This window comes from Xanthomonas sp. NCPPB 1067 (genome assembly GCF_020783795.1).
In the GTDB taxonomy this organism is placed as follows: domain Bacteria; phylum Pseudomonadota; class Gammaproteobacteria; order Xanthomonadales; family Xanthomonadaceae; genus Xanthomonas; species Xanthomonas melonis.
This window is the reverse complement of the sequence record NZ_JAJGQG010000002.1, coordinates 137,030-153,118: the sequence shown is the minus strand read 5'-3', so window position 1 is coordinate 153,118 and position 16,089 is coordinate 137,030. Positions and strand designations below refer to the sequence as shown.

At 64.6% G+C, this 16,089-nt stretch carries 19 protein-coding genes; 8 read left to right on the top strand and 11 right to left on the bottom strand.

Annotated features, from left to right (window positions below; all coding sequences use genetic code 11):
- Positions 1-98: 98 nt before the first annotated feature.
- The 3 genes from LL962_RS02430 to LL962_RS02420 are packed head-to-tail and all read right to left on the bottom strand — an operon-like array spanning position 99 to position 2,574.
- The gene (locus tag LL962_RS02430) at positions 99-467 is read right to left on the bottom strand and encodes a hypothetical protein (RefSeq protein ID WP_104585270.1); all 369 of its coding nucleotides are present in this window, start codon (positions 465-467) and stop codon (positions 99-101) included.
- 35 nt (positions 468-502) lie between these two features.
- Positions 503-1,279: a LytR/AlgR family response regulator transcription factor gene (locus tag LL962_RS02425; RefSeq protein WP_104585272.1), complete on the bottom strand. Its 777-nt coding sequence runs from the start codon at positions 1,277-1,279 to the stop codon at positions 503-505.
- Positions 1,276-2,574, bottom strand: a complete 1,299-nt coding sequence (locus LL962_RS02420; RefSeq protein ID WP_228315776.1) for a sensor histidine kinase — start codon at positions 2,572-2,574, stop codon at positions 1,276-1,278. Before LL962_RS02420 ends, LL962_RS02425 begins: the two co-directional genes overlap by 4 nt.
- Positions 2,575-2,855: 281 nt before the next feature.
- Between LL962_RS02420 and LL962_RS02415 the strand changes: the two genes are divergently transcribed.
- Positions 2,856-4,073 carry an FAD-dependent oxidoreductase gene (locus LL962_RS02415; protein ID WP_228315775.1) on the top strand — a complete coding sequence of 406 codons (1,218 nt, stop codon included), beginning with the start codon at positions 2,856-2,858 and terminating at the stop codon, positions 4,071-4,073.
- A 166-nt stretch (positions 4,074-4,239) separates the two neighbouring features.
- Here LL962_RS02415 and LL962_RS02410 read toward each other — a convergent pair whose 3' ends face one another.
- Positions 4,240-4,434 (bottom strand): hypothetical protein, encoded by a 195-nt coding sequence (locus LL962_RS02410; RefSeq protein WP_228315774.1) that lies wholly within the window; start codon positions 4,432-4,434, stop codon positions 4,240-4,242.
- Positions 4,435-4,792: 358 nt separating this feature from the next.
- Between LL962_RS02410 and LL962_RS02405 the strand changes: the two genes are divergently transcribed.
- Together LL962_RS02405 and LL962_RS02400 are read left to right on the top strand one after the other, a co-directional pair.
- Positions 4,793-5,299 (top strand): YciE/YciF ferroxidase family protein, encoded by a 507-nt coding sequence (locus tag LL962_RS02405; protein ID WP_104585280.1) that lies wholly within the window; start codon positions 4,793-4,795, stop codon positions 5,297-5,299.
- A gap of 131 nt (positions 5,300-5,430) precedes the next feature.
- Positions 5,431-6,330: a manganese catalase family protein gene (locus LL962_RS02400; RefSeq protein WP_228315773.1), complete on the top strand. Its 900-nt coding sequence runs from the start codon at positions 5,431-5,433 to the stop codon at positions 6,328-6,330.
- A 378-nt stretch (positions 6,331-6,708) separates the two neighbouring features.
- Here the strand turns inward: LL962_RS02400 and LL962_RS02395 are convergent, their stop codons facing one another.
- The 4 genes from LL962_RS02395 to LL962_RS02380 form a co-directional block, all read right to left on the bottom strand.
- Complete coding sequence (locus LL962_RS02395) at positions 6,709-6,951, bottom strand: hypothetical protein (RefSeq protein ID WP_228315772.1); 243 nt, start codon at positions 6,949-6,951, stop codon at positions 6,709-6,711.
- On the bottom strand, positions 6,951-8,231 hold the full coding sequence (locus LL962_RS02390; RefSeq protein WP_228315771.1) for a sigma-54-dependent transcriptional regulator: 1,281 nt from the start codon (positions 8,229-8,231) through the stop codon (positions 6,951-6,953). The genes LL962_RS02395 and LL962_RS02390 overlap by 1 nt, the downstream gene beginning before the upstream one ends.
- A 554-nt stretch (positions 8,232-8,785) precedes the next feature.
- Positions 8,786-8,971: a hypothetical protein gene (locus LL962_RS02385; protein WP_104585289.1), complete on the bottom strand. Its 186-nt coding sequence runs from the start codon at positions 8,969-8,971 to the stop codon at positions 8,786-8,788.
- Between the two features lie 133 nt (positions 8,972-9,104).
- Positions 9,105-9,746: a DUF6766 family protein gene (locus LL962_RS02380; protein ID WP_228315770.1), complete on the bottom strand. Its 642-nt coding sequence runs from the start codon at positions 9,744-9,746 to the stop codon at positions 9,105-9,107.
- A gap of 216 nt (positions 9,747-9,962) precedes the next feature.
- Here LL962_RS02380 and LL962_RS02375 point away from each other — a divergent pair, with 216 nt between their 5' ends.
- The gene (locus LL962_RS02375; protein ID WP_228315769.1) at positions 9,963-10,829 is read left to right on the top strand and encodes a glucose 1-dehydrogenase; all 867 of its coding nucleotides are present in this window, start codon (positions 9,963-9,965) and stop codon (positions 10,827-10,829) included.
- A gap of 516 nt (positions 10,830-11,345) precedes the next feature.
- Here the strand turns inward: LL962_RS02375 and LL962_RS02370 are convergent.
- Entirely contained in the window at positions 11,346-11,972 is a 627-nt protein-coding gene (locus tag LL962_RS02370; protein WP_228315768.1) for a DUF4142 domain-containing protein, read from the bottom strand.
- 254 nt (positions 11,973-12,226) lie between these two features.
- Between LL962_RS02370 and LL962_RS02365 the strand changes: the two genes are divergently transcribed.
- Positions 12,227-13,390 carry a zinc-dependent alcohol dehydrogenase gene (locus tag LL962_RS02365; RefSeq protein ID WP_228315767.1) on the top strand — a complete coding sequence of 388 codons (1,164 nt, stop codon included), beginning with the start codon at positions 12,227-12,229 and terminating at the stop codon, positions 13,388-13,390.
- A 122-nt stretch (positions 13,391-13,512) separates the two neighbouring features.
- On the opposite strand, the gene LL962_RS02360 is transcribed toward LL962_RS02365, so the two are convergent.
- Positions 13,513-13,722 carry a hypothetical protein gene (locus LL962_RS02360; protein ID WP_228315900.1) on the bottom strand — a complete coding sequence of 70 codons (210 nt, stop codon included), beginning with the start codon at positions 13,720-13,722 and terminating at the stop codon, positions 13,513-13,515.
- Positions 13,723-14,020: 298 nt separating this feature from the next.
- Here LL962_RS02360 and LL962_RS02355 point away from each other — a divergent pair, with 298 nt between their 5' ends.
- Both LL962_RS02355 and LL962_RS02350 read left to right on the top strand, forming a co-directional pair.
- Complete coding sequence (locus LL962_RS02355; RefSeq protein ID WP_343237480.1) at positions 14,021-14,371, top strand: YkgJ family cysteine cluster protein; 351 nt, start codon at positions 14,021-14,023, stop codon at positions 14,369-14,371.
- A 9-nt stretch (positions 14,372-14,380) separates the two neighbouring features.
- Entirely contained in the window at positions 14,381-14,593 is a 213-nt protein-coding gene (locus LL962_RS02350; RefSeq protein WP_228315766.1) for a hypothetical protein, read from the top strand.
- A 122-nt stretch (positions 14,594-14,715) separates the two neighbouring features.
- Here LL962_RS02350 and LL962_RS02345 read toward each other — a convergent pair whose 3' ends face one another.
- The gene (locus LL962_RS02345; protein WP_104585299.1) at positions 14,716-14,928 is read right to left on the bottom strand and encodes a hypothetical protein; all 213 of its coding nucleotides are present in this window, start codon (positions 14,926-14,928) and stop codon (positions 14,716-14,718) included.
- 422 nt (positions 14,929-15,350) lie between these two features.
- Here LL962_RS02345 and LL962_RS02340 point away from each other — a divergent pair, with 422 nt between their 5' ends.
- Positions 15,351-16,088, top strand: a complete 738-nt coding sequence (locus tag LL962_RS02340) for a DUF3348 domain-containing protein (RefSeq protein ID WP_228315765.1) — start codon at positions 15,351-15,353, stop codon at positions 16,086-16,088.
- Position 16,089 lies beyond the last annotated feature (1 nt).

Below are 16,089 nucleotides of genomic sequence, written 5' to 3'. Positions count from 1 at the left end.
CGCGGATGGCGACGACTGGTCGCCCCGCTATCCTTCCCGGGAGTGCGGTGGACAGTGGTGCGGCAGTGCATCGCACCGCCAAACGCGCGTGCCGGGCATCAACCGTGGCAATCGGCGGCGGGCGCGGTGGCATCCACGCAGGTATGCGCCTTCGCCGGCACACCGCGCAAGGCGCGGATCTGGCCAGGCGACAGGGCAAAGCGCTCCAGCGTTCTGCGCGCGCAGCCCGGTGCTGACGCGCTGCCGGCGGCAGCGGCAGAACACTGGTCCTCGTACACCAGGTAGTGGCACTGGCCGCTGCTGCTGGCCAGGCAATGCACGTTGGTTTCGGTGGCGGTGACCAGGGTCTTGCTGAAGATCACATCGCGGCCATCGCTGATGGCACGGGTGATCGAGGTGGTGCCGGTGCGTTCGTGGCAGCCGGCCAGGGCAAGCAGGCAGTACACCAGGGAGGCGAGCAGGCGCATGGAGACAGTCCTTTCAAGTCGATGCGATTGGGGAGTTACATGCCGCGGAACAGGCTCATGAAGGGCTGGCTGACGGTGAGCGTCTCGCTGCGGCCGCGCAGGTGCAGCCGGCCCTTGCCGGTGTCGTCGCGGACGACCGAGGCCACCGCCTTCATGTTGACGATGGTCGAGCGGTGGATCTGCTTGAACACCTGCGGATCGAGCGCGTCTAGCAGCTCGCGCAGCGGCGTGCGCAGGACGGCTTCGCCGGCAGCGGTCATCACCGTGGTGTATTTCTGATCGGCCTGGAAGTAGGCCACCTCCTCCAGCGCGATCAGGCGGGTCTCGCGCCCACTGCTGGCGGTGAGCCATGCCAGCGGCGGCGGTGCGTCGCTGGCCGTCGGCCGAGCGGACAGGCGTTGCAGCAAGGCTTCCAGCAGGCCGCCATCGGGCTGGCCGGCGGCGGCGCGCTGCTGTACACGCTGCCAGGTGGCCTGCAGGCGCTTGCGTTCGATCGGCTTGAGCAGATAGTCCACCGCGCCATGTTCGAATGCGTCGATGGCGTACTGGTCGTAGGCGGTGACGAACACCACCTGGGTGCGCGGGCTCACCTCGCGCAGCGCACGCGCCACCTCGATCCCGGTCAGGCCGGGCATGCGGATATCCAGGAACACCACATCCGGCTGCTGGATGGCGATGGCCTCCAGTGCGCTGGCGCCGTCTTCGCATTCGCCCACCACCTGCAGCTGCGGGCAGACCTCGGCCAGCAGTGCCAGTAGCGACTGCCGCAGCAACGCCTCGTCTTCGGCGATCACCGCACGCAAGGCGCTCATGCCTGCACCTGCACGGGTGCCGCGGCGACCTCGGGCAACGGGGGCGGTTGTCGCGCCGGATCGAGCAGCGATGCCGGCAACGGCAACGTGATCGTGGCGGCCACGCCGCTGGGAAAATTGGAGACGATGGCAAAATTCGCCTGGCCGGCGTAGATCAGTTGCAGACGCTCGCGCAGGTTCTTCAGACCGATGCCGGTGCCGTGGCTGTGCGCGTTGAAGCCCTGGCCATCGTCGGCCACGGTCAGCGTGGCGTGGCCATCGACACGGCGCGCCAGGATCCACACCGTTCCGCCGCCGGGCTTGGGTTCCAGCCCGTGCTTGATGGCGTTCTCCACCAGGGTCTGCAGCATCATCGACGGCAGCTGCAGGCTGCGCAGTTCGTAAGGCACTTCCATCTGCAATGCCAGCCGTGTGCCCATGCGGATGCGCAGGATTTCCAGGTAGGCCTGCGTACGTTCGAGCTCCTCGCCGAGAGTGGAGGTGGCATCGTCGGCGCTGGGCAGCGAGCGGCGCAGGTAGTCGATCAGGTGCCCGAGCATGAGGTCGGCGCGTGGCGGATCGGTACGTGCCAATACCTGTGCGCTGGCCAGCGTGTTGTAGAGGAAATGCGGCTCGACCTGGGCATGCAGCAGATTCAGCCGCGCCACCGCCAGTTCCTTCTCCATCACCGACTGTTCGACCGCCGCCTGCTCGTCGCGGCGCAGCTCGCCGACCCGTCGCACCACCGCGCGGTTGATCGCCTCGGCGTTTTCGTAGTTGCTGCCCTCGTCCACCGCGAACAGGTCCACCCATGCGCCAGCATCGGGCTCGCACAAGACCGTGACGCTGCTGGTGCCCTGCCCCGGCGTGATCGTCACCAGCACCTGGTTGTGGGTGATGGCGAAGCGCGCGAACAGATTCCAGCGCGAGGGCTTGCGACCTTCGTATGGGTCGATGCGGCGCACGCGGGCGCGGATCAGCAGACTGCCCGGCGCGCACTCGATGTCCTGCACGCGCGGCAGCGCGCGCAGGGCCTCTTCCACCACCGCAAAACTGGCCCGCGCCTCCAACGGCACTTCGATCTGACGGCGTTGGCGGGTGGACAAGGTGTCGTGGTCCAACCGCCCGGCGATCAGGCGTACGCGCCGCACATGGGTGATCGCGCTCATCAAGGCAAGCGTCAGCAGCACCATGCACGCCAGTCCGAAGAACGTGCCGGTCGAACCGAACAGCTGTGCCCACATGATTCCCGCCACCACCAACGCGGCAGCCCAGGCGAACACGACACGCACGATCAGAAAGACGCTGGCGGACACGGACAGATGACTCGTTGAGTGGGACCGCAGCGAGCATAGCCGGCACGCGTGGCAGCGAAACCCCCAAGGCGACGAATGGCTGCCAGAGCGCGTTCAAATGCCGGATTCAGCGGACGAAGCCGGGCTGACCGACAGACCCGCGGGCGTGATCGCCTGCCACCGCGTGGCGCAGGCTTGGCCAGCGCGGCCGTGTAGCACCTCGAGGCGTTACCATCGCGCGGTAGCGTCATCGTGCCACCGCCCGACGACTGCCCTGCCACCCACCATCATCCGGAAGTCGCATGCACCGACGTCGTTTCCTGCACAGCGCTGGGCTTGCGCTCGCGACCGCTTCCACTGGCAGTTGGGCGGCTACCAGCAAGACGGGCGCCGCGCCTTCCGCACCCTTACCCGCTGCTCCTGGGCCGGATGCGTTGCCCACGCGGTTCGCAGCCGCACCGCCGCTGATGCCGATGCGCGCCTCGGTCGATCGCATCATCGCCATCGATGGCTGCACGCGGCCGTTTCGCGCGCAAGGCCCGCGCATCGAGGCCGAACGCATCGGGCGCAAGACCGTGGTGCACAACTATGGACACGGCGGCAGCGGCTGGTCGTTGTCGTGGGGCGCCGCAGAACTCGCACTGCAGCTGGTGCGTGCGGCCGATGGCGACATCCGGGAGCTGGCGGTGATCGGCTGCGGCGCGATCGGGCTGACCACCGCCCTGGCCGCGCAGCGTGCCGGCCTGCGCGTGCGTATCTATGCACGCGAGCGGCTTCCGGACGTGCGTTCCTTCTATGCCACCGGGGTGTGGTCGCCGGACTCGCGCGTGTGCACCAGCGCATACGCCAGCGCCGACTTCAAGACGCGTTGGGAGGCGATGGCGCGGATCTCGTTTCGTCGCTACCAGACCCTGCTCGGCCTGCCCGGCGAGCCGATCGAATGGCGCGATGGCTATGTATTGTCCGACGTGCCGTTCGATCAGCCGGTCACCTCGGCCGAAGCGCACGAGCCGGACTACCCTGCATTGGAAAGCACGCTGCTGCGCGATCTGGGGCCGCGCTCGCGCCCTGTCGCCGCGGGCGGCCATCCCTTCCCGGTACCGTTCGTGCGCCGCTATAGCCAGCTGACCTTCAACATCAGTGCCTATGCGCGACTGTTGTTGCAGGATTTCCTGCAGGCCGGCGGCGAGTTGCAGACCCGCCATTTCGAACATCCGCGCCAGTTCGGCGATGTACGCGAGAAGGTCCTGGTCAACGCAACCGGCTACGGTGCGCGCGCCCTGCTGGGCGACGAAAGCGTGATCCCGGTACGCGGACAGACTGCACGCCTGATCCCGCAACCGGAGGTCACCTACGGGCTGGTCTGGCGTGGGCACAACCTCAATGTGGTGCCGCGGCGCGACGGACTGCTGGTGCAGGCGCAAGGCGCCAACGACTTCGACAACCCCGATGGCAGGCCCGACCGCGCCGCCACCGAAGCGGCCGTGCGCGAGCTGGCACGGCTGTTTCCCCAAGCCTGAGCCTGAGCCTCCGAGGACCAGCAGACCGTGGCGAGCAGTCCTGCGGCGGGTGCGGACGGTATTCCCGACCCCGAAGGATGACGCGTTGCACATGCTGCACCGGGCACCGCGCGCACCCGCCTGGCGGTGAGTGCAGTGGTTTGCCAACCGCGCCTGGCACTTGAGTTCAGCCGTCCTGCAACGACGCCTGCAACGCGCGGGCCATCGCTGCATCGCCGTTGACCAGCTCGTCCCAACGCAGATACACGCCCTTGCGTCGCCCCTTCTCGACCAACTTCAAGCCTTGCGGATCGATGCGCAAAGTGTAGGTCTGCGCGCCGATGCGCAACTCGCGGCGTAGCGGTTTGTCCAGCGGCGTCATGTCGAGCCTCGCAGGTTGGTTTGGCAACTGCTTGTAACGCATCTAGGTCGGTAAGTGGCGCGATGACGGCGACATGCGAGCAGCGATGACCATCGTGGTGGGTTTGCTCGGACGACATCCTGCCGCTCGCGTCACCTTATGGCACAGGCCGTCATCGCATCTGGATCACCGTATCCACCAATCCCGCTAACACTCGCGCCGCTAGCGTAGCGGTCACGTGGTATCGCCCCGACGACACCTGGCTCCACTGCGACAGATTGCGATGTGGTTGCAGTCACGCGATCGGTTTGTGTCATCCAGGCGTCGACGGCATGCGCCACAGCGTGTCATCCCTCCATCACCATCAAAGGAGTCATCCATGGCGATCAACACCGTCGAAGAACTGTTCATCCACGAATTGTCGGACATCTACAGTGCCGAGAAGCAGCTCACCAAGTCGTTGCCGCGACTGGCCCGCGCTGCGACCGAGCCAAAGCTGAAGCAGGCGTTCGAGACTCATCTGGAAGAGACCCAAGGCCAGATCGAACGCATCGATCAGGTGGTCGATCTGCTCGGCATCAAGCTCAAACGTATCAAGTGCGCGGCGATGGAAGGCCTGGTCGAAGAAAGCCGTGAGGTCATCGAGGAAATCGAGGCCGGCCCGGTGCGCGATGCGGCGTTGATTGGCGGCGCGCAGAAGGTGGAACACTACGAGATCGCCTCCTACGGCACCATCGCCGCGATCGCCAAGCAGCTGGGTTACGCCGATGCGTTGCCGCTGTTGCTGGCCACGCTGGAAGAAGAAAAGGCAACCGATGAAAAACTGACCCTGCTTGCCGAGCAGGGCGGTAACCAGAAGGCATCCAAGGCCAGCAAGGCGGCCTGACCCATCTGCGCGGGACGCCCAGCGTCCCGCGTTGTCCGCCCCTGCGGACGCATTCAAACAGCCAAGGCCCCACGTTGCTGCGCGCTCCCTGAGTGGTCGTAGTTGCCGGGCGCCAGCCATGGAGCACCCCCATGTTCATGCACAACAAGCAGTTGATGTACACCGTCCGCGTCGCCCAGCCGAATCCGGATCTGGCCACGCTGATGCTCGAGCAATTCGGCGGACCGCAGGGCGAACTCGCCGCTGCGATGCGCTACTTCACTCAGGCGCTGGGTGAGGACGATCCGGGCCGCAAGGATCTGCTGTTCGATATCGCCACCGAAGAACTGAGCCACCTGGAAATCATCGGCTCCATCATTGCCATGCTGAACAAGGGGCCGAAGGCGGTGTTATCCGAAGGCATGGAAGAGGCGATGGCAATGCGTTCGATGACGCAAAACAGCACCAGTCACACACAGCAGATCCTGTATGGCGGCGGGCCGGCACTGGTCAATTCCAGCGGTGTACCGTGGACGGCAGCCTACGTGGACAGCATCGGCTGCCCGACAGCCGACATGCGTTCCAATATTGCTGCCGAAGCCCGTGCCAAGCTCGTCTATGAGCGCCTGATCACGGTCACCGACGATCCCGGGATCGTGGATGCGCTACGCTTTTTGATGACACGCGAGGTTGCGCATCAGAAGTCGTTCGAAAAGGCGTTGTATTCCATCGAGCCCAACTTTCCGCCGGGCAAACTGCCGGGCGACCCACGTTTTACCGACACCTACTACAACACCTCGCAAGGCGAGGGCGACATGGTCGGCCCATGGAATGCCGGGGAGCAGTGGGAGGTCGTCGCGGACCGCGAGCAGCAGGCGGCAGTGGATGGCGGAGACGGTTCGGCCACGGTGGCACTGGATAAGACCCAGGCCGCGGCATTGGACGCGATGTCGCTGCGCTTGCTGTCCAACCCTGAACTGGATCGTGTCACCGGCGCGGATCTGGGGGCGGGCCCGGGTGCCGGGTCCACCACAGGCGACATTCAGCGCTGACGCCAACCGCGCGTTGCACGCGCATGACAAGCCCAAGCCTGCGAGACCTGGGCTTTCTCCTGGCCGCACAGAGGAATCGACACGAACAATAAGACCACACGTCAAACGCAACGGCCGGATCGCCGCGAAGGAGTAAGCGACGCAACCAAGGCCCGAACTGATCGCACCGCGCCGCTGATACGCCGGGAAGCCACCGCATCATCGGGTGTTGCTCAACTGGAACAGCACAATCAGCGGCTTCATGGTCATGGCTAACCGTACGAACGAGCGCAGTGCGATGGCAGCACGCGGCCCAACTTAGGCCAGACAGGCACCTATGAAGCCCTGCAACGCGCAAACCATCACCAGCCTGCTCGGCCAACAGGCCGATTCGACCGCTCACTGATCGGCGCCAGCCAGCCCCGCCGCATCCGTCGACACGTCCGCGGACTGCTGCAGCGCGCGCTCTTCTTCGCCGAGCTGGTTGAGCAGCTCTACTGCTGCCTGATGCGCGTTACGCAGCGTTTCTACCGGCTTGGACGATTCATGACGCAATGCGTACAACGCGAAACCCATCACATTGAGGCGGTTGCGCAACTGGTGCAGCAATTCGCGCCGCTGCGCGCGCGGTTGATCAGCCACTAAGCATCCTTGCCGCTGAGCCGGTTATGCAAGGTCCGCACGCTGATGCCCAGTTCGCGGGCGGCCGCCTTCTTGTTGAAACGCGTGCGTGCCAGCGCCGATTCGATCATCGCGTCTTCGGCCTGGCGCATGGTCCAGCCCACAGGAATCATCAGCCCGTCTTCGGCCGCCTGGGGAACGGTCTGCTCCACATCCGGTGCGCTCAGCTGATCGCCATCCGAGCGCAGATACAGATAGTGGATGAACGAGCGCAGCTCGCGCACATTGCCCGGCCAGGCGTGATGGGCCAGGTAACGCAGCAACGACTTGGTCGGCAGCTTGCGCTTGCCGTACTTGAGGTTGAGCTCGTCGATCATGCGCAGGCCCAGCACGCGCACATCGCCGCGGCGTTCGCGCAACGGCGGCACCTGGATCGGATACTCGTTGAGGCGGTAGAACAGGTCCTCGCGCAGCACCGCCTGCTCGCGCTGTATATGCTGATGCGTGGCTGCGATCACGCGCGCATCCAGCGGAATTTCCTCGTTGCCGCCAACCCGCATGAAGCTGCGCGACTCGATCGCCCGCAGCAGGTAAACCTGCAGGCGCTTGGGCATTTCGCCGATCTCGTCCAGGAACAGCGTGCCACCCGCGGCCTGTTCCAGAAACCCGGCATGCCGGCGATCGGCGCCGGTGAAGCTGCCGCGCTCGTGGCCGAACAGCTGGCTGGCCAGCAACTCTTCGGGAATGGCGCCGCAGTTGACCGGCACGAAGCGGCCGCGACGGCCCGACACCCGGTGGATCGCACGCGCCACCAGGTCCTTGCCGGTGCCGGTTTCGCCGGTCACCAGCACATTCAGATCGGTCGGCGCCACGCGCACGATGTCCTTGCGCAGCATCGCGATGCTGTCGCTATTGCCGATGATGCCCAGATTGCCTCGCTGCGCTTCGCGCAGGCCGCCGAGTACGCGTTCCAGGCGTTCCGGCGCGAAAGGCTTGGTCAGGAACTCGCTCACACCGAATTGCTGCGCGCGTCCCTGGGTTTCATAGGCATAGTCACCCGACACCACCACGATCTGGGGGGTCTGGTCCGGATCCAGCCGCTCGATCAGATCGAAGCCGCTGCCATCGGGCAGGCCGACATCAACCACCAGCAGATCGGGGAAATTGCTGTCCAGCCAGCGGCTGGCCTCGCCCAGGGTGTGGATTCCCTTGGCACGGAAGCCGCTATCGGTGGCCAACTCCACCACCTGATCGCAGAACTCCACGTCGTCGTCGATGATGGCGCAGGAAAGACGGTCCATGAGCGCTTCTGTCCGCAATGACTAGTACATGTTCAGTTGAGAATTGTGACAGCGGCGCGAAGACGCCTGCCTATCACACGGATATGCATGTCGTAAAACAGCGAGAGGTGGCATTCGGGCGGCGCTCCTCCCCTAGTCGAGCTCGCCATCGTGGATGTGCATGCAGTACGCACGGATGTGCCCGGATTTTCCAGTGCCAAGCGTCATGCTTGGGCCTGCTGACCGGTGCTGAATCGGCGAATCGCCAAGTAGCGCAAGGTTCTGCCGCGGATGGCGCAAAGTGTGGGATGGCGACCGAGCGGCCCGAAACCACCCATGGTTCCGCTGGCATGCTGCGCCGCACCCTCGCCACCGGCGGCGCATCCGTTGCGTGTGCTCCTAGGACGTGGGGATCGATTGGATCACATGCAAGCCGCACGCCCGCGTCTGGCAGGGACGGACAGGGAAACATGGACATGTGGAGCAAACACCAGCGCATGCCGGGCCTCAGGCCCAGCATGTCTGGTTCTACCCGGCGGCAAATAGCGAGAGGCAAGCGGACAGGTCGACCGTCGTCAACGCCTTTCCGAGCCATCCGGGCGCTCGTAGTCGCGCTCCGGGTCGACCTTGTTGACGTCCGGATCCTCATCCGGCATATCGCGATCCTTCCACTGTGCATCCTCGTTGCGATGCTCCTGCGGCGTGAACGGCTTTTGCTGATCGGACTTCGGTCCCCACGGCTGCCTGGATTCGCTGCTCATGTGGCTACTCCTGCGGTGTCGTGCGGTCACGCTAGGCGCTGTTGCATTGCAGGGCGGTGAACGCCGCCGTGGCGTGGCGTGAAAGCGTTGGTAGCGCGCAAGGTAAACCTGGTGCGTGTCGGCGGCTCGCAGTTTACGCACCGGTCTGCGAATGCGGCGCCTGCACTGGCTTGGATTGCGGTGAGTCCTTCTGCCGCAGCCAGATGGTCAATACCACCAGCGAGAACACCGCCAGGAATTCGCTTTGCCAGTTCTGCATCGATTCGAACCAGAAATCCGCGCCTGTCAGATGATCGATCACGCGGATCGGAGGCTGCCCGCGCTGTGCGCGCTCGAGCAGCTCCAGTCGCCAGCTTCCGATCAAATGCAGCACGAAACTCATCATGAACAACGCTGCGAAGGCGATGGCCAGCGAATGTCCGTACACCACTCGCCACAGACCACCTGCGCGAACCGGCCAGGGAGCCGGTCCGGCAGCGATTGCCCCCTGTTCGTCGGCGGGGTCGAGTGGGCGCGATTCTGCCGAGCCCGCCTGGCGCAGCTTCACCGTCAGCAGCACATACATGCCCATCTGCAGGAACTCGCTTTCCCAGTTCTCGAACAGTGCAGACATGAAGTGCGCACTGTGCAGATAGGCAGCCAGCGCAAGTGCCGGCTGTCCTTGCTCGGCCAGTTCCCGGTTGTATGCATGCAGCCCTGCATAGATCTGTGCGCCAATGAACAGCAGGGTCAGTGAGAGCAGACACAACGACAAACCATTGCGACGCAGAAACATGGCTCACCTCCAGACAGGATGGGCAGTATCGAACCCCATCGGCAAGCACGACATGAAGAACGACTCGCCTGCATGCAACCGCAGCCGTCCGCAAAGAGTGCGGGCCACCCACGCCACGCGGGTGGCAGCACACACCCCGCCCACATCGCCTAGCCCGAACGTTTACGTCTGCGCACCCACACTGCAGGTCTCCCCCGCTCCCACAGGAGACGCCCCATGGCCGTACCCAACTACCCGCGCCCGCCCTTCAAGCCGCAGCAGCAAAGTTTCCCAGGAAAGACCGAAAAAATGGACCCACGCCCGGATCATGGTGAAGACAGTTATGTCGGCCATGGTCAGTTGAAGGGCAAGCGCGCCCTGATCACTGGCGGCGACAGCGGTATCGGCGCCGCGGTCGCCATCGCGTATGCACGCGAAGGCGCTGATGTTGCGATCGCCTATCTGCCGACCGAGCAGGCCGATGCCGAAAAGATCGGCGCATTGATCGAGAAGGCGGGTGTCAAGGCGCTACTGGTCGCTTGTGACATCAGCGAAGAGCGGCAGGCACAGAGCCTGGTCGAAAGCGTACGCAACGCGTTCGGCGGTGTGGACGTGCTGGTGAATAACGCAGCGTACCAGGCGTTCTATCAGAACTTCGAAGACATCACACTGGAAGAATGGCGCAAGACCTTCGATACGAACGTGCACGCAGTCTTTCATCTGGTGCAACTGGCGGTCCCGTTGATGACCAAAGGCGGTTCCATCATCAACACCGCGTCGGTGCAGTCCAAGAAACCCACGCCGAACATCCTTCCCTATGCGGCAAGCAAGGGAGCATTGGCCAATCTCACCATTGGCCTGGCCGGCGTACTGGCCGACAAGCAGATCCGCGTCAACGCGGTGCTACCCGGCCCGATCTGGACGCCCTTCATACCGGCCGGCATGGACGAAGAATCGGTCAGCACCTTCGGCGAGCAGACCCCAATGGGACGCCCAGGCCAACCGGCGGAACTGGCATCTGCCTATGTCATGCTGGCCGCAGATACCGCGAGCTACACCTCCGGTACGTTGCTGACCGTATCGGGAGGCGCCGTGACGCTGTGACCATTGGAGCGAATGACGAGGACTGCCACGGCGTCGCTTTCCTCACGCACGAACCGCACATACGCGGCGTGACAATTCGCGGCATAGCGCCTTTGTCCATGGCCGGCAATGTGCCGGCCATCCCCTGTTTGGAGCCGGGCGCGCATGGGTCGGGCGCCATGCTCACCGGGAGGGTACAGCTCGTGCAGCGGTAACGCGGTCTGGATGAGCGCAATGTCACCGGCGGGTCTGCTGGCCAGAGTCGCTGGCTGGACCGCCGCTGATGATCTGCTGATCCGGTTGACCGATCAAAACCTGCCGAAGGTGCGATGAGAACATCTGCGCACGGGCAAGGATGTGCAAGGGCATGCTTCTACAAAGATGGAGGCGCAGGGGCACCCGTCCGCACGGGGATTCCCGCCCCAATCGCCGAGTTCTTGCGGCCTGTCAACGCCTCATCAAGCATTCGGCGCGTTGAACCGAACACGATTCAACCGGCCGTGGCGCTGCACTTTGGCAGCACCACGGCATCGCTTCTCAGTGCACCTGTGTCTGCTTCGCACGCAAGGTCTTGGCATGCTCGAGATGCTCGGCAATGGTGGCGCGCGTGCGCTGCAGTTCCTTGCCCAGTTCGCTGGAGCCCGGCTCGCTGCTCAGTTGCGTATCGAGCAACGCCAGTGCCTGCTCGTGGCTGGTTACGCTGACCTGCAGATAGCGTGTCTCGAAACTCTGGCCGTCCAGCTGTTCCAATTGCTTACGGGCCCCTTCCGACCGGGCCGCGGCGGCCTGCGCCATCGCACCGGCGCGGTCGGGTGCGAAGCGGCTCAGGTCGGTCAGCGCCGCGCTGTGCGCCTCGTCCATCTTGCGCGCGAATTCCAGCACCGGACCCTGCACGCCTTTCATCACAGCCAGCTGCGCCAGCGTGCGCTCCTGTTCGTTGAAGACCGACAATGCACCCAGCGCCTGCTTGCGATCGCCACCCGTATTCATCGCGCCTTGCAGGGGATCTCCATGCGGCGGCGTTCTGTCGAACGCAGCGCTTTGTCGGTCCTGCAGCAGGCTCGGGGCACGCGGCGACTGGCCTGCCTGCTCCTGATGGCGCTGCCATGCCTTGTAGGCCACGTAACCGACCGCGCCGGCGGTCACCATCCTGAAAAGTCCCATTGTTGCCTCCTGATTGATCGCCTCACGGCGACGGTTGTGGAATGAATGCCAGAGCCCGTAGCGGACACCACGGTGGCGGCCGGGCACGGCAAGTGAGCGTGCGAGCGCGCGGGTTATCCAGACGTGACCTGCGCATCAACGCCACGTCGCCGATGCCACGTACACGCCCTGACCACGTGTCCTGCTGATCGGCTTAACGCTGCGCAGCGAACACTGCGCGGCCCTGATACCCCACCACGCCCTCGGAGGCTTCCATGCTTGCGCTCAACTATCACGGCTCGCGCGACGTACGCGTCGAAACCGTTCCGGATCCGGTACTTGTCGAACGCGATGACCTGATCCTGCGGGTCACCGCGACAGCCATCTGTGGATCGGACCTGCATCTGTATCGCGGCAAGATTCCCGACCTGCGCCATGGCGACATTCTCGGCCACGAATTCATGGGCATCGTCGAAGATGTCGGCCCCGACGTCACCGCGGTCAAGCGTGGCGACCGCGTCGTGATTCCATTCGTGGTGGCCTGCGGGCGCTGCTTCCATTGTGTGTTGCAGGAGTTTTCCGCCTGCGAAACCACCAACACGGGCAAGGGCGCCGCACTCAATCACAAGGACATCCGCCCCCCGGCCGCATTGTTTGGCTTCAGCCATCTGTATGGCGGGCTATCCGGCGGCCAGGCAGAGTACGTGCGCGTGCCCAAGGCCAATGTCGGGCCGCTGGTGGTGCCCGACGCCCTGCATGACGAGCAGGTCTTGTTCCTGTCCGACATCTTGCCTACCGGATACCAGGCCGTGGTGGATGCCGGTGTCGAGCAGGGATCCACGGTGGCGATCTTCGGCGCGGGCCCGGTGGGACTGATGGCGGCGGCATGCTGCCGCATGCTCGGTGCCGAACGCATCTTCATGGTGGACCGCCTGGCATATCGGCTGGACTTCGCTTCGAAGGCGTATGGCGTCATTCCGATCAACTTCGACGAAGTCGACGACCCGGCCGACATCATCGTGTCGCAGACCGATGGCCGCGGCGTGGATGCCAGCATCGAAGCGGTGGGCTTCGAAGCCGAAGGCAGCGCCCTCGAAACTGCGCTGACCAATTTGAAGCTGGAAGGCAGTAGCGGCGTTGCCATTCGCCAATGCATCGCCGCCACGCGCCGCTGCGGAGTCGTCAGCGTACCCGGCGTCTATGCGGGCTTCATCCACGGCTTCATGTTCGGCGACGCATTCGACAAGGGCCTGACCTTCAAGATGGGGCAGACACATGTGCAGAAGCATATGCCGTACCTGCTGGAACGCATCGGCAACGGGGAACTCAAGCCGAACGCCATCATTTCGCATCGGATGCCGCTGGCGGACGCAGCGCGCGGGTACGAGGTGTTCGACAAGAAGCAGGACGCGTGCCGCAAGGTAGTGTTGACGCCTTGATGCAGTAGCACCTCGATGCAACAGTCCAACAGCGCTGCGAGCGACAGGACCGCCGCAGCGCGAACTTTTACCATACCGCACTAACGCCGCTACCGCGTGCGGTGACACGCGTGCGAAAGGTGTCATGCAATCGCGTCCCCATCATTGCTCACGACCGCATCCGGGCCGAAGCCTCGATCCACGGGTTTGGCTGGCACGAAAGGCGATACTGGATCGCTGGCGGGAAAGGTTTCTTCCACGGCCTCGTCCTGCAGCGCATCCTGCCTGTCGTCATCCTGGTGCTTGTTGTCGTTCTCGGTGGATGGGTTGGTGCGGGTGGTAGACATACTCATGACAAACTCCGCTCTGTTGCAACGTGTCCACACGCTACGATCTGCGTACGGCATCCGGGGTGAAATTCGTCTTCGCATCGACACGACAAAGGCAACGAGGCTATCCAGTATCGAGGTACTTGCCGCTGCAAGCGCGGACTTTCGCGATCCGTGCAGCGCTGCGCTGCCAGCGTTGAGCCAGCAACGCCACTGAACGCGATGCAGGCCATCCGACTGCTGTGTTGAGCTCACGGCAGTGCGAGGCAGCGCGCTCACCGTGCGACGCGCGATTCACATCCGCGCGCGCTCAAGGTGTATGGTGAGCGCGCACACCTTCGGCGTGCCCTCATTCTTTCCGGGCTTTTCCATCAACACTCTCTGCGAACGCTGCGACGCCGTCTGTTGCCGGCTCACCGTCCTGGTCGACCCGTCCGACCGCATCCCGCATCATCTGACCAGCGTGACGCAGGAAGGCTGGCGCGTGATGGCACGCGATGAGGAGGGGTGGTGCGTGGCCATCGATGCTGCGCGCATGTGCTGTTCGATCTACGAAACGCGTCCGGCGATCTGCCGCCGCTTCGTCATGTCCGGACCATATTGCCGCGATGTACGTGCCATCTACGACGACCAACGCCGGCGGGGCATTCCCTTGACACTCCATACCGCATGAGGATTCGCGATGAATAACTCTCGCCGCCAAACGCTGACCGTGAGCAACCAGCCTGGAAAATCCCGTTTGTCCGAGCAGCGTCTTGCTGCCGATCTGGAAGCGTTTCGGCAGGCGGGCGGCGCAATCGAGCGCCTGGGCGATACGCCGCTAAGACGCGAAAAGAAGCGTGGCGTACCCGATGAGGCTGCCGACATTGCGACCAAGCCTGTTAACGACGCCTGATAGGGTGCGTCGCCTGAAGGCGACGTCATCGCATCGGACGGTACGACCAGCAGGCGGGCCGCAAGGGGTTCATCGCAGATCATCGGCCAGCCTGTAGTGACGCAAGCAACCGCTAAGAGCGACTACAGCAGCTGCGCGCGATCGGTGGCGCCAAGCCGTTGTGCCAGGGCGGCCATCTCGTTGGCCAGGGTGATCATGTCGCCGCCAGCCTGCGCTGCGATGCCCATGATGCGTTGGTAGGCGTCCCAGAAGTCCGGCCCACGGCCATAGACATCGTGGAATCCCCGCAGTTCCAGGACCAGTAGATCGGACACCTGCATGTCGGAGCGGTCCATCGTGTCACCTCTTGGGGGAATCTCCCCGGTCCGCAGCTTATCTCGGTTCAGCTTACAGAACAGGGACAGCCAGACGACGCCGGCTCTGAAACTGAATTGGTTAGCGTTCCCCGACGGCAACCGGCGATGCGCGAACCCCATTGCAACCGGAAGAATGGCTTATAGCAGCCTGCGCTCCACACAGCGGGCCCACTGACGGGCCCGCGCGAAGGAATGGGCGGCATCGTGGCGCATCGACATGCGATCGTTGCAGCGCGGGCGCGCCGCCCCCCGGGCCATCCTTTGCGGGCCTGCGTGACAGGCACGCCGCGGCAACCCTGCGCCCCCCGGGCCGGACCCGGGCCCGGCGTGTTGCCGCCGCCGGCGCAGCGCCTCGAACGGCGCGCATTCCCGTGTAAAATGCGCGGTCTTTGACCGGAACAATGGCGAAAATTGCTACACGGGCGCCCCTCTCGGGCCCGGCGTTCATTCGCCTGCTGGCACGCCTGAGCGATGTCCGCGTCGCCCAGTCCAACCATGCATTGGCCGATCGGCTGAGCCAATGGATCGACTGGACGCGTGCGGTCGCCGTGTCCAAGGCGTTGGACGGCAGGCTGCCCGACACCGATGCGCTGCCAGAGCCGCGCCCGCTCGACGCCGAGGCCTGCACGCGGGTGCGCGCCGGCCTGGCCAGCAGCAGCGTGACCGACCTGGATACCCTGGTGGAGCGCCTGCGTGCCGACGCGCGCAGCGCTGCCGAGTCGCAGGCAGCGCCCGCACCGGCCGACTATGCGCCGTTCCGGCAGCACTACCTGGCCATGCAGCGCGCCATGCGCACGGCCACCGGCGACCTGCGTGGGCGGCTGCGCGACCTGCTGGCGCTGGTCTCGGCCGACATGGCCCGGCTGGCCGAAGTGGATGCGGTGATGGAATTGACCCTGAGCCCACGCGAACAGAGTCTGCTGCACACCGTGCCCGGGCTGCTGGGCCTGCATTTCGAGCGCCTGCGCGATGCCGCGCACGCGTCTACCCCAGCCGCCGAGGAGCAAGCCGCGCCACGCGCCGTCTCCGATGGCTGGCTGGATGTCTTCCGCAAGGACATGCAAAGCGTCCTGCTCGCCGAACTGGACGTTCGCTTTCACCCCATCGAAGGCCTGCTTGCAGCGCTTCGTACCCGCTAAC

Coding starts and splice junctions, on each gene's coding strand:
- LL962_RS02340 (WP_228315765.1), top strand. CDS start 15,351: ATGGCGAAAATTGCTACACGGGCGCCCCTCTCGGGCCCGGCGTTCATT.
- LL962_RS02360 (WP_228315900.1), bottom strand. CDS start 13,722: ATGAGTATGTCTACCACCCGCACCAACCCATCCACCGAGAACGACAAC.
- LL962_RS02430 (WP_104585270.1), bottom strand. CDS start 467: ATGCGCCTGCTCGCCTCCCTGGTGTACTGCCTGCTTGCCCTGGCCGGC.
- LL962_RS02410 (WP_228315774.1), bottom strand. CDS start 4,434: ATGACGCCGCTGGACAAACCGCTACGCCGCGAGTTGCGCATCGGCGCG.
- LL962_RS02400 (WP_228315773.1), top strand. CDS start 5,431: ATGTTCATGCACAACAAGCAGTTGATGTACACCGTCCGCGTCGCCCAG.
- LL962_RS02350 (WP_228315766.1), top strand. CDS start 14,381: ATGAATAACTCTCGCCGCCAAACGCTGACCGTGAGCAACCAGCCTGGA.
- LL962_RS02380 (WP_228315770.1), bottom strand. CDS start 9,746: ATGTTTCTGCGTCGCAATGGTTTGTCGTTGTGTCTGCTCTCACTGACC.
- LL962_RS02345 (WP_104585299.1), bottom strand. CDS start 14,928: ATGGACCGCTCCGACATGCAGGTGTCCGATCTACTGGTCCTGGAACTG.
- LL962_RS02370 (WP_228315768.1), bottom strand. CDS start 11,972: ATGGGACTTTTCAGGATGGTGACCGCCGGCGCGGTCGGTTACGTGGCC.
- LL962_RS02425 (WP_104585272.1), bottom strand. CDS start 1,279: ATGAGCGCCTTGCGTGCGGTGATCGCCGAAGACGAGGCGTTGCTGCGG.
- LL962_RS02385 (WP_104585289.1), bottom strand. CDS start 8,971: ATGAGCAGCGAATCCAGGCAGCCGTGGGGACCGAAGTCCGATCAGCAA.
- LL962_RS02415 (WP_228315775.1), top strand. CDS start 2,856: ATGCACCGACGTCGTTTCCTGCACAGCGCTGGGCTTGCGCTCGCGACC.
- LL962_RS02365 (WP_228315767.1), top strand. CDS start 12,227: ATGCTTGCGCTCAACTATCACGGCTCGCGCGACGTACGCGTCGAAACC.
- LL962_RS02390 (WP_228315771.1), bottom strand. CDS start 8,231: ATGGACCGTCTTTCCTGCGCCATCATCGACGACGACGTGGAGTTCTGC.
- LL962_RS02405 (WP_104585280.1), top strand. CDS start 4,793: ATGGCGATCAACACCGTCGAAGAACTGTTCATCCACGAATTGTCGGAC.
- LL962_RS02375 (WP_228315769.1), top strand. CDS start 9,963: ATGGCCGTACCCAACTACCCGCGCCCGCCCTTCAAGCCGCAGCAGCAA.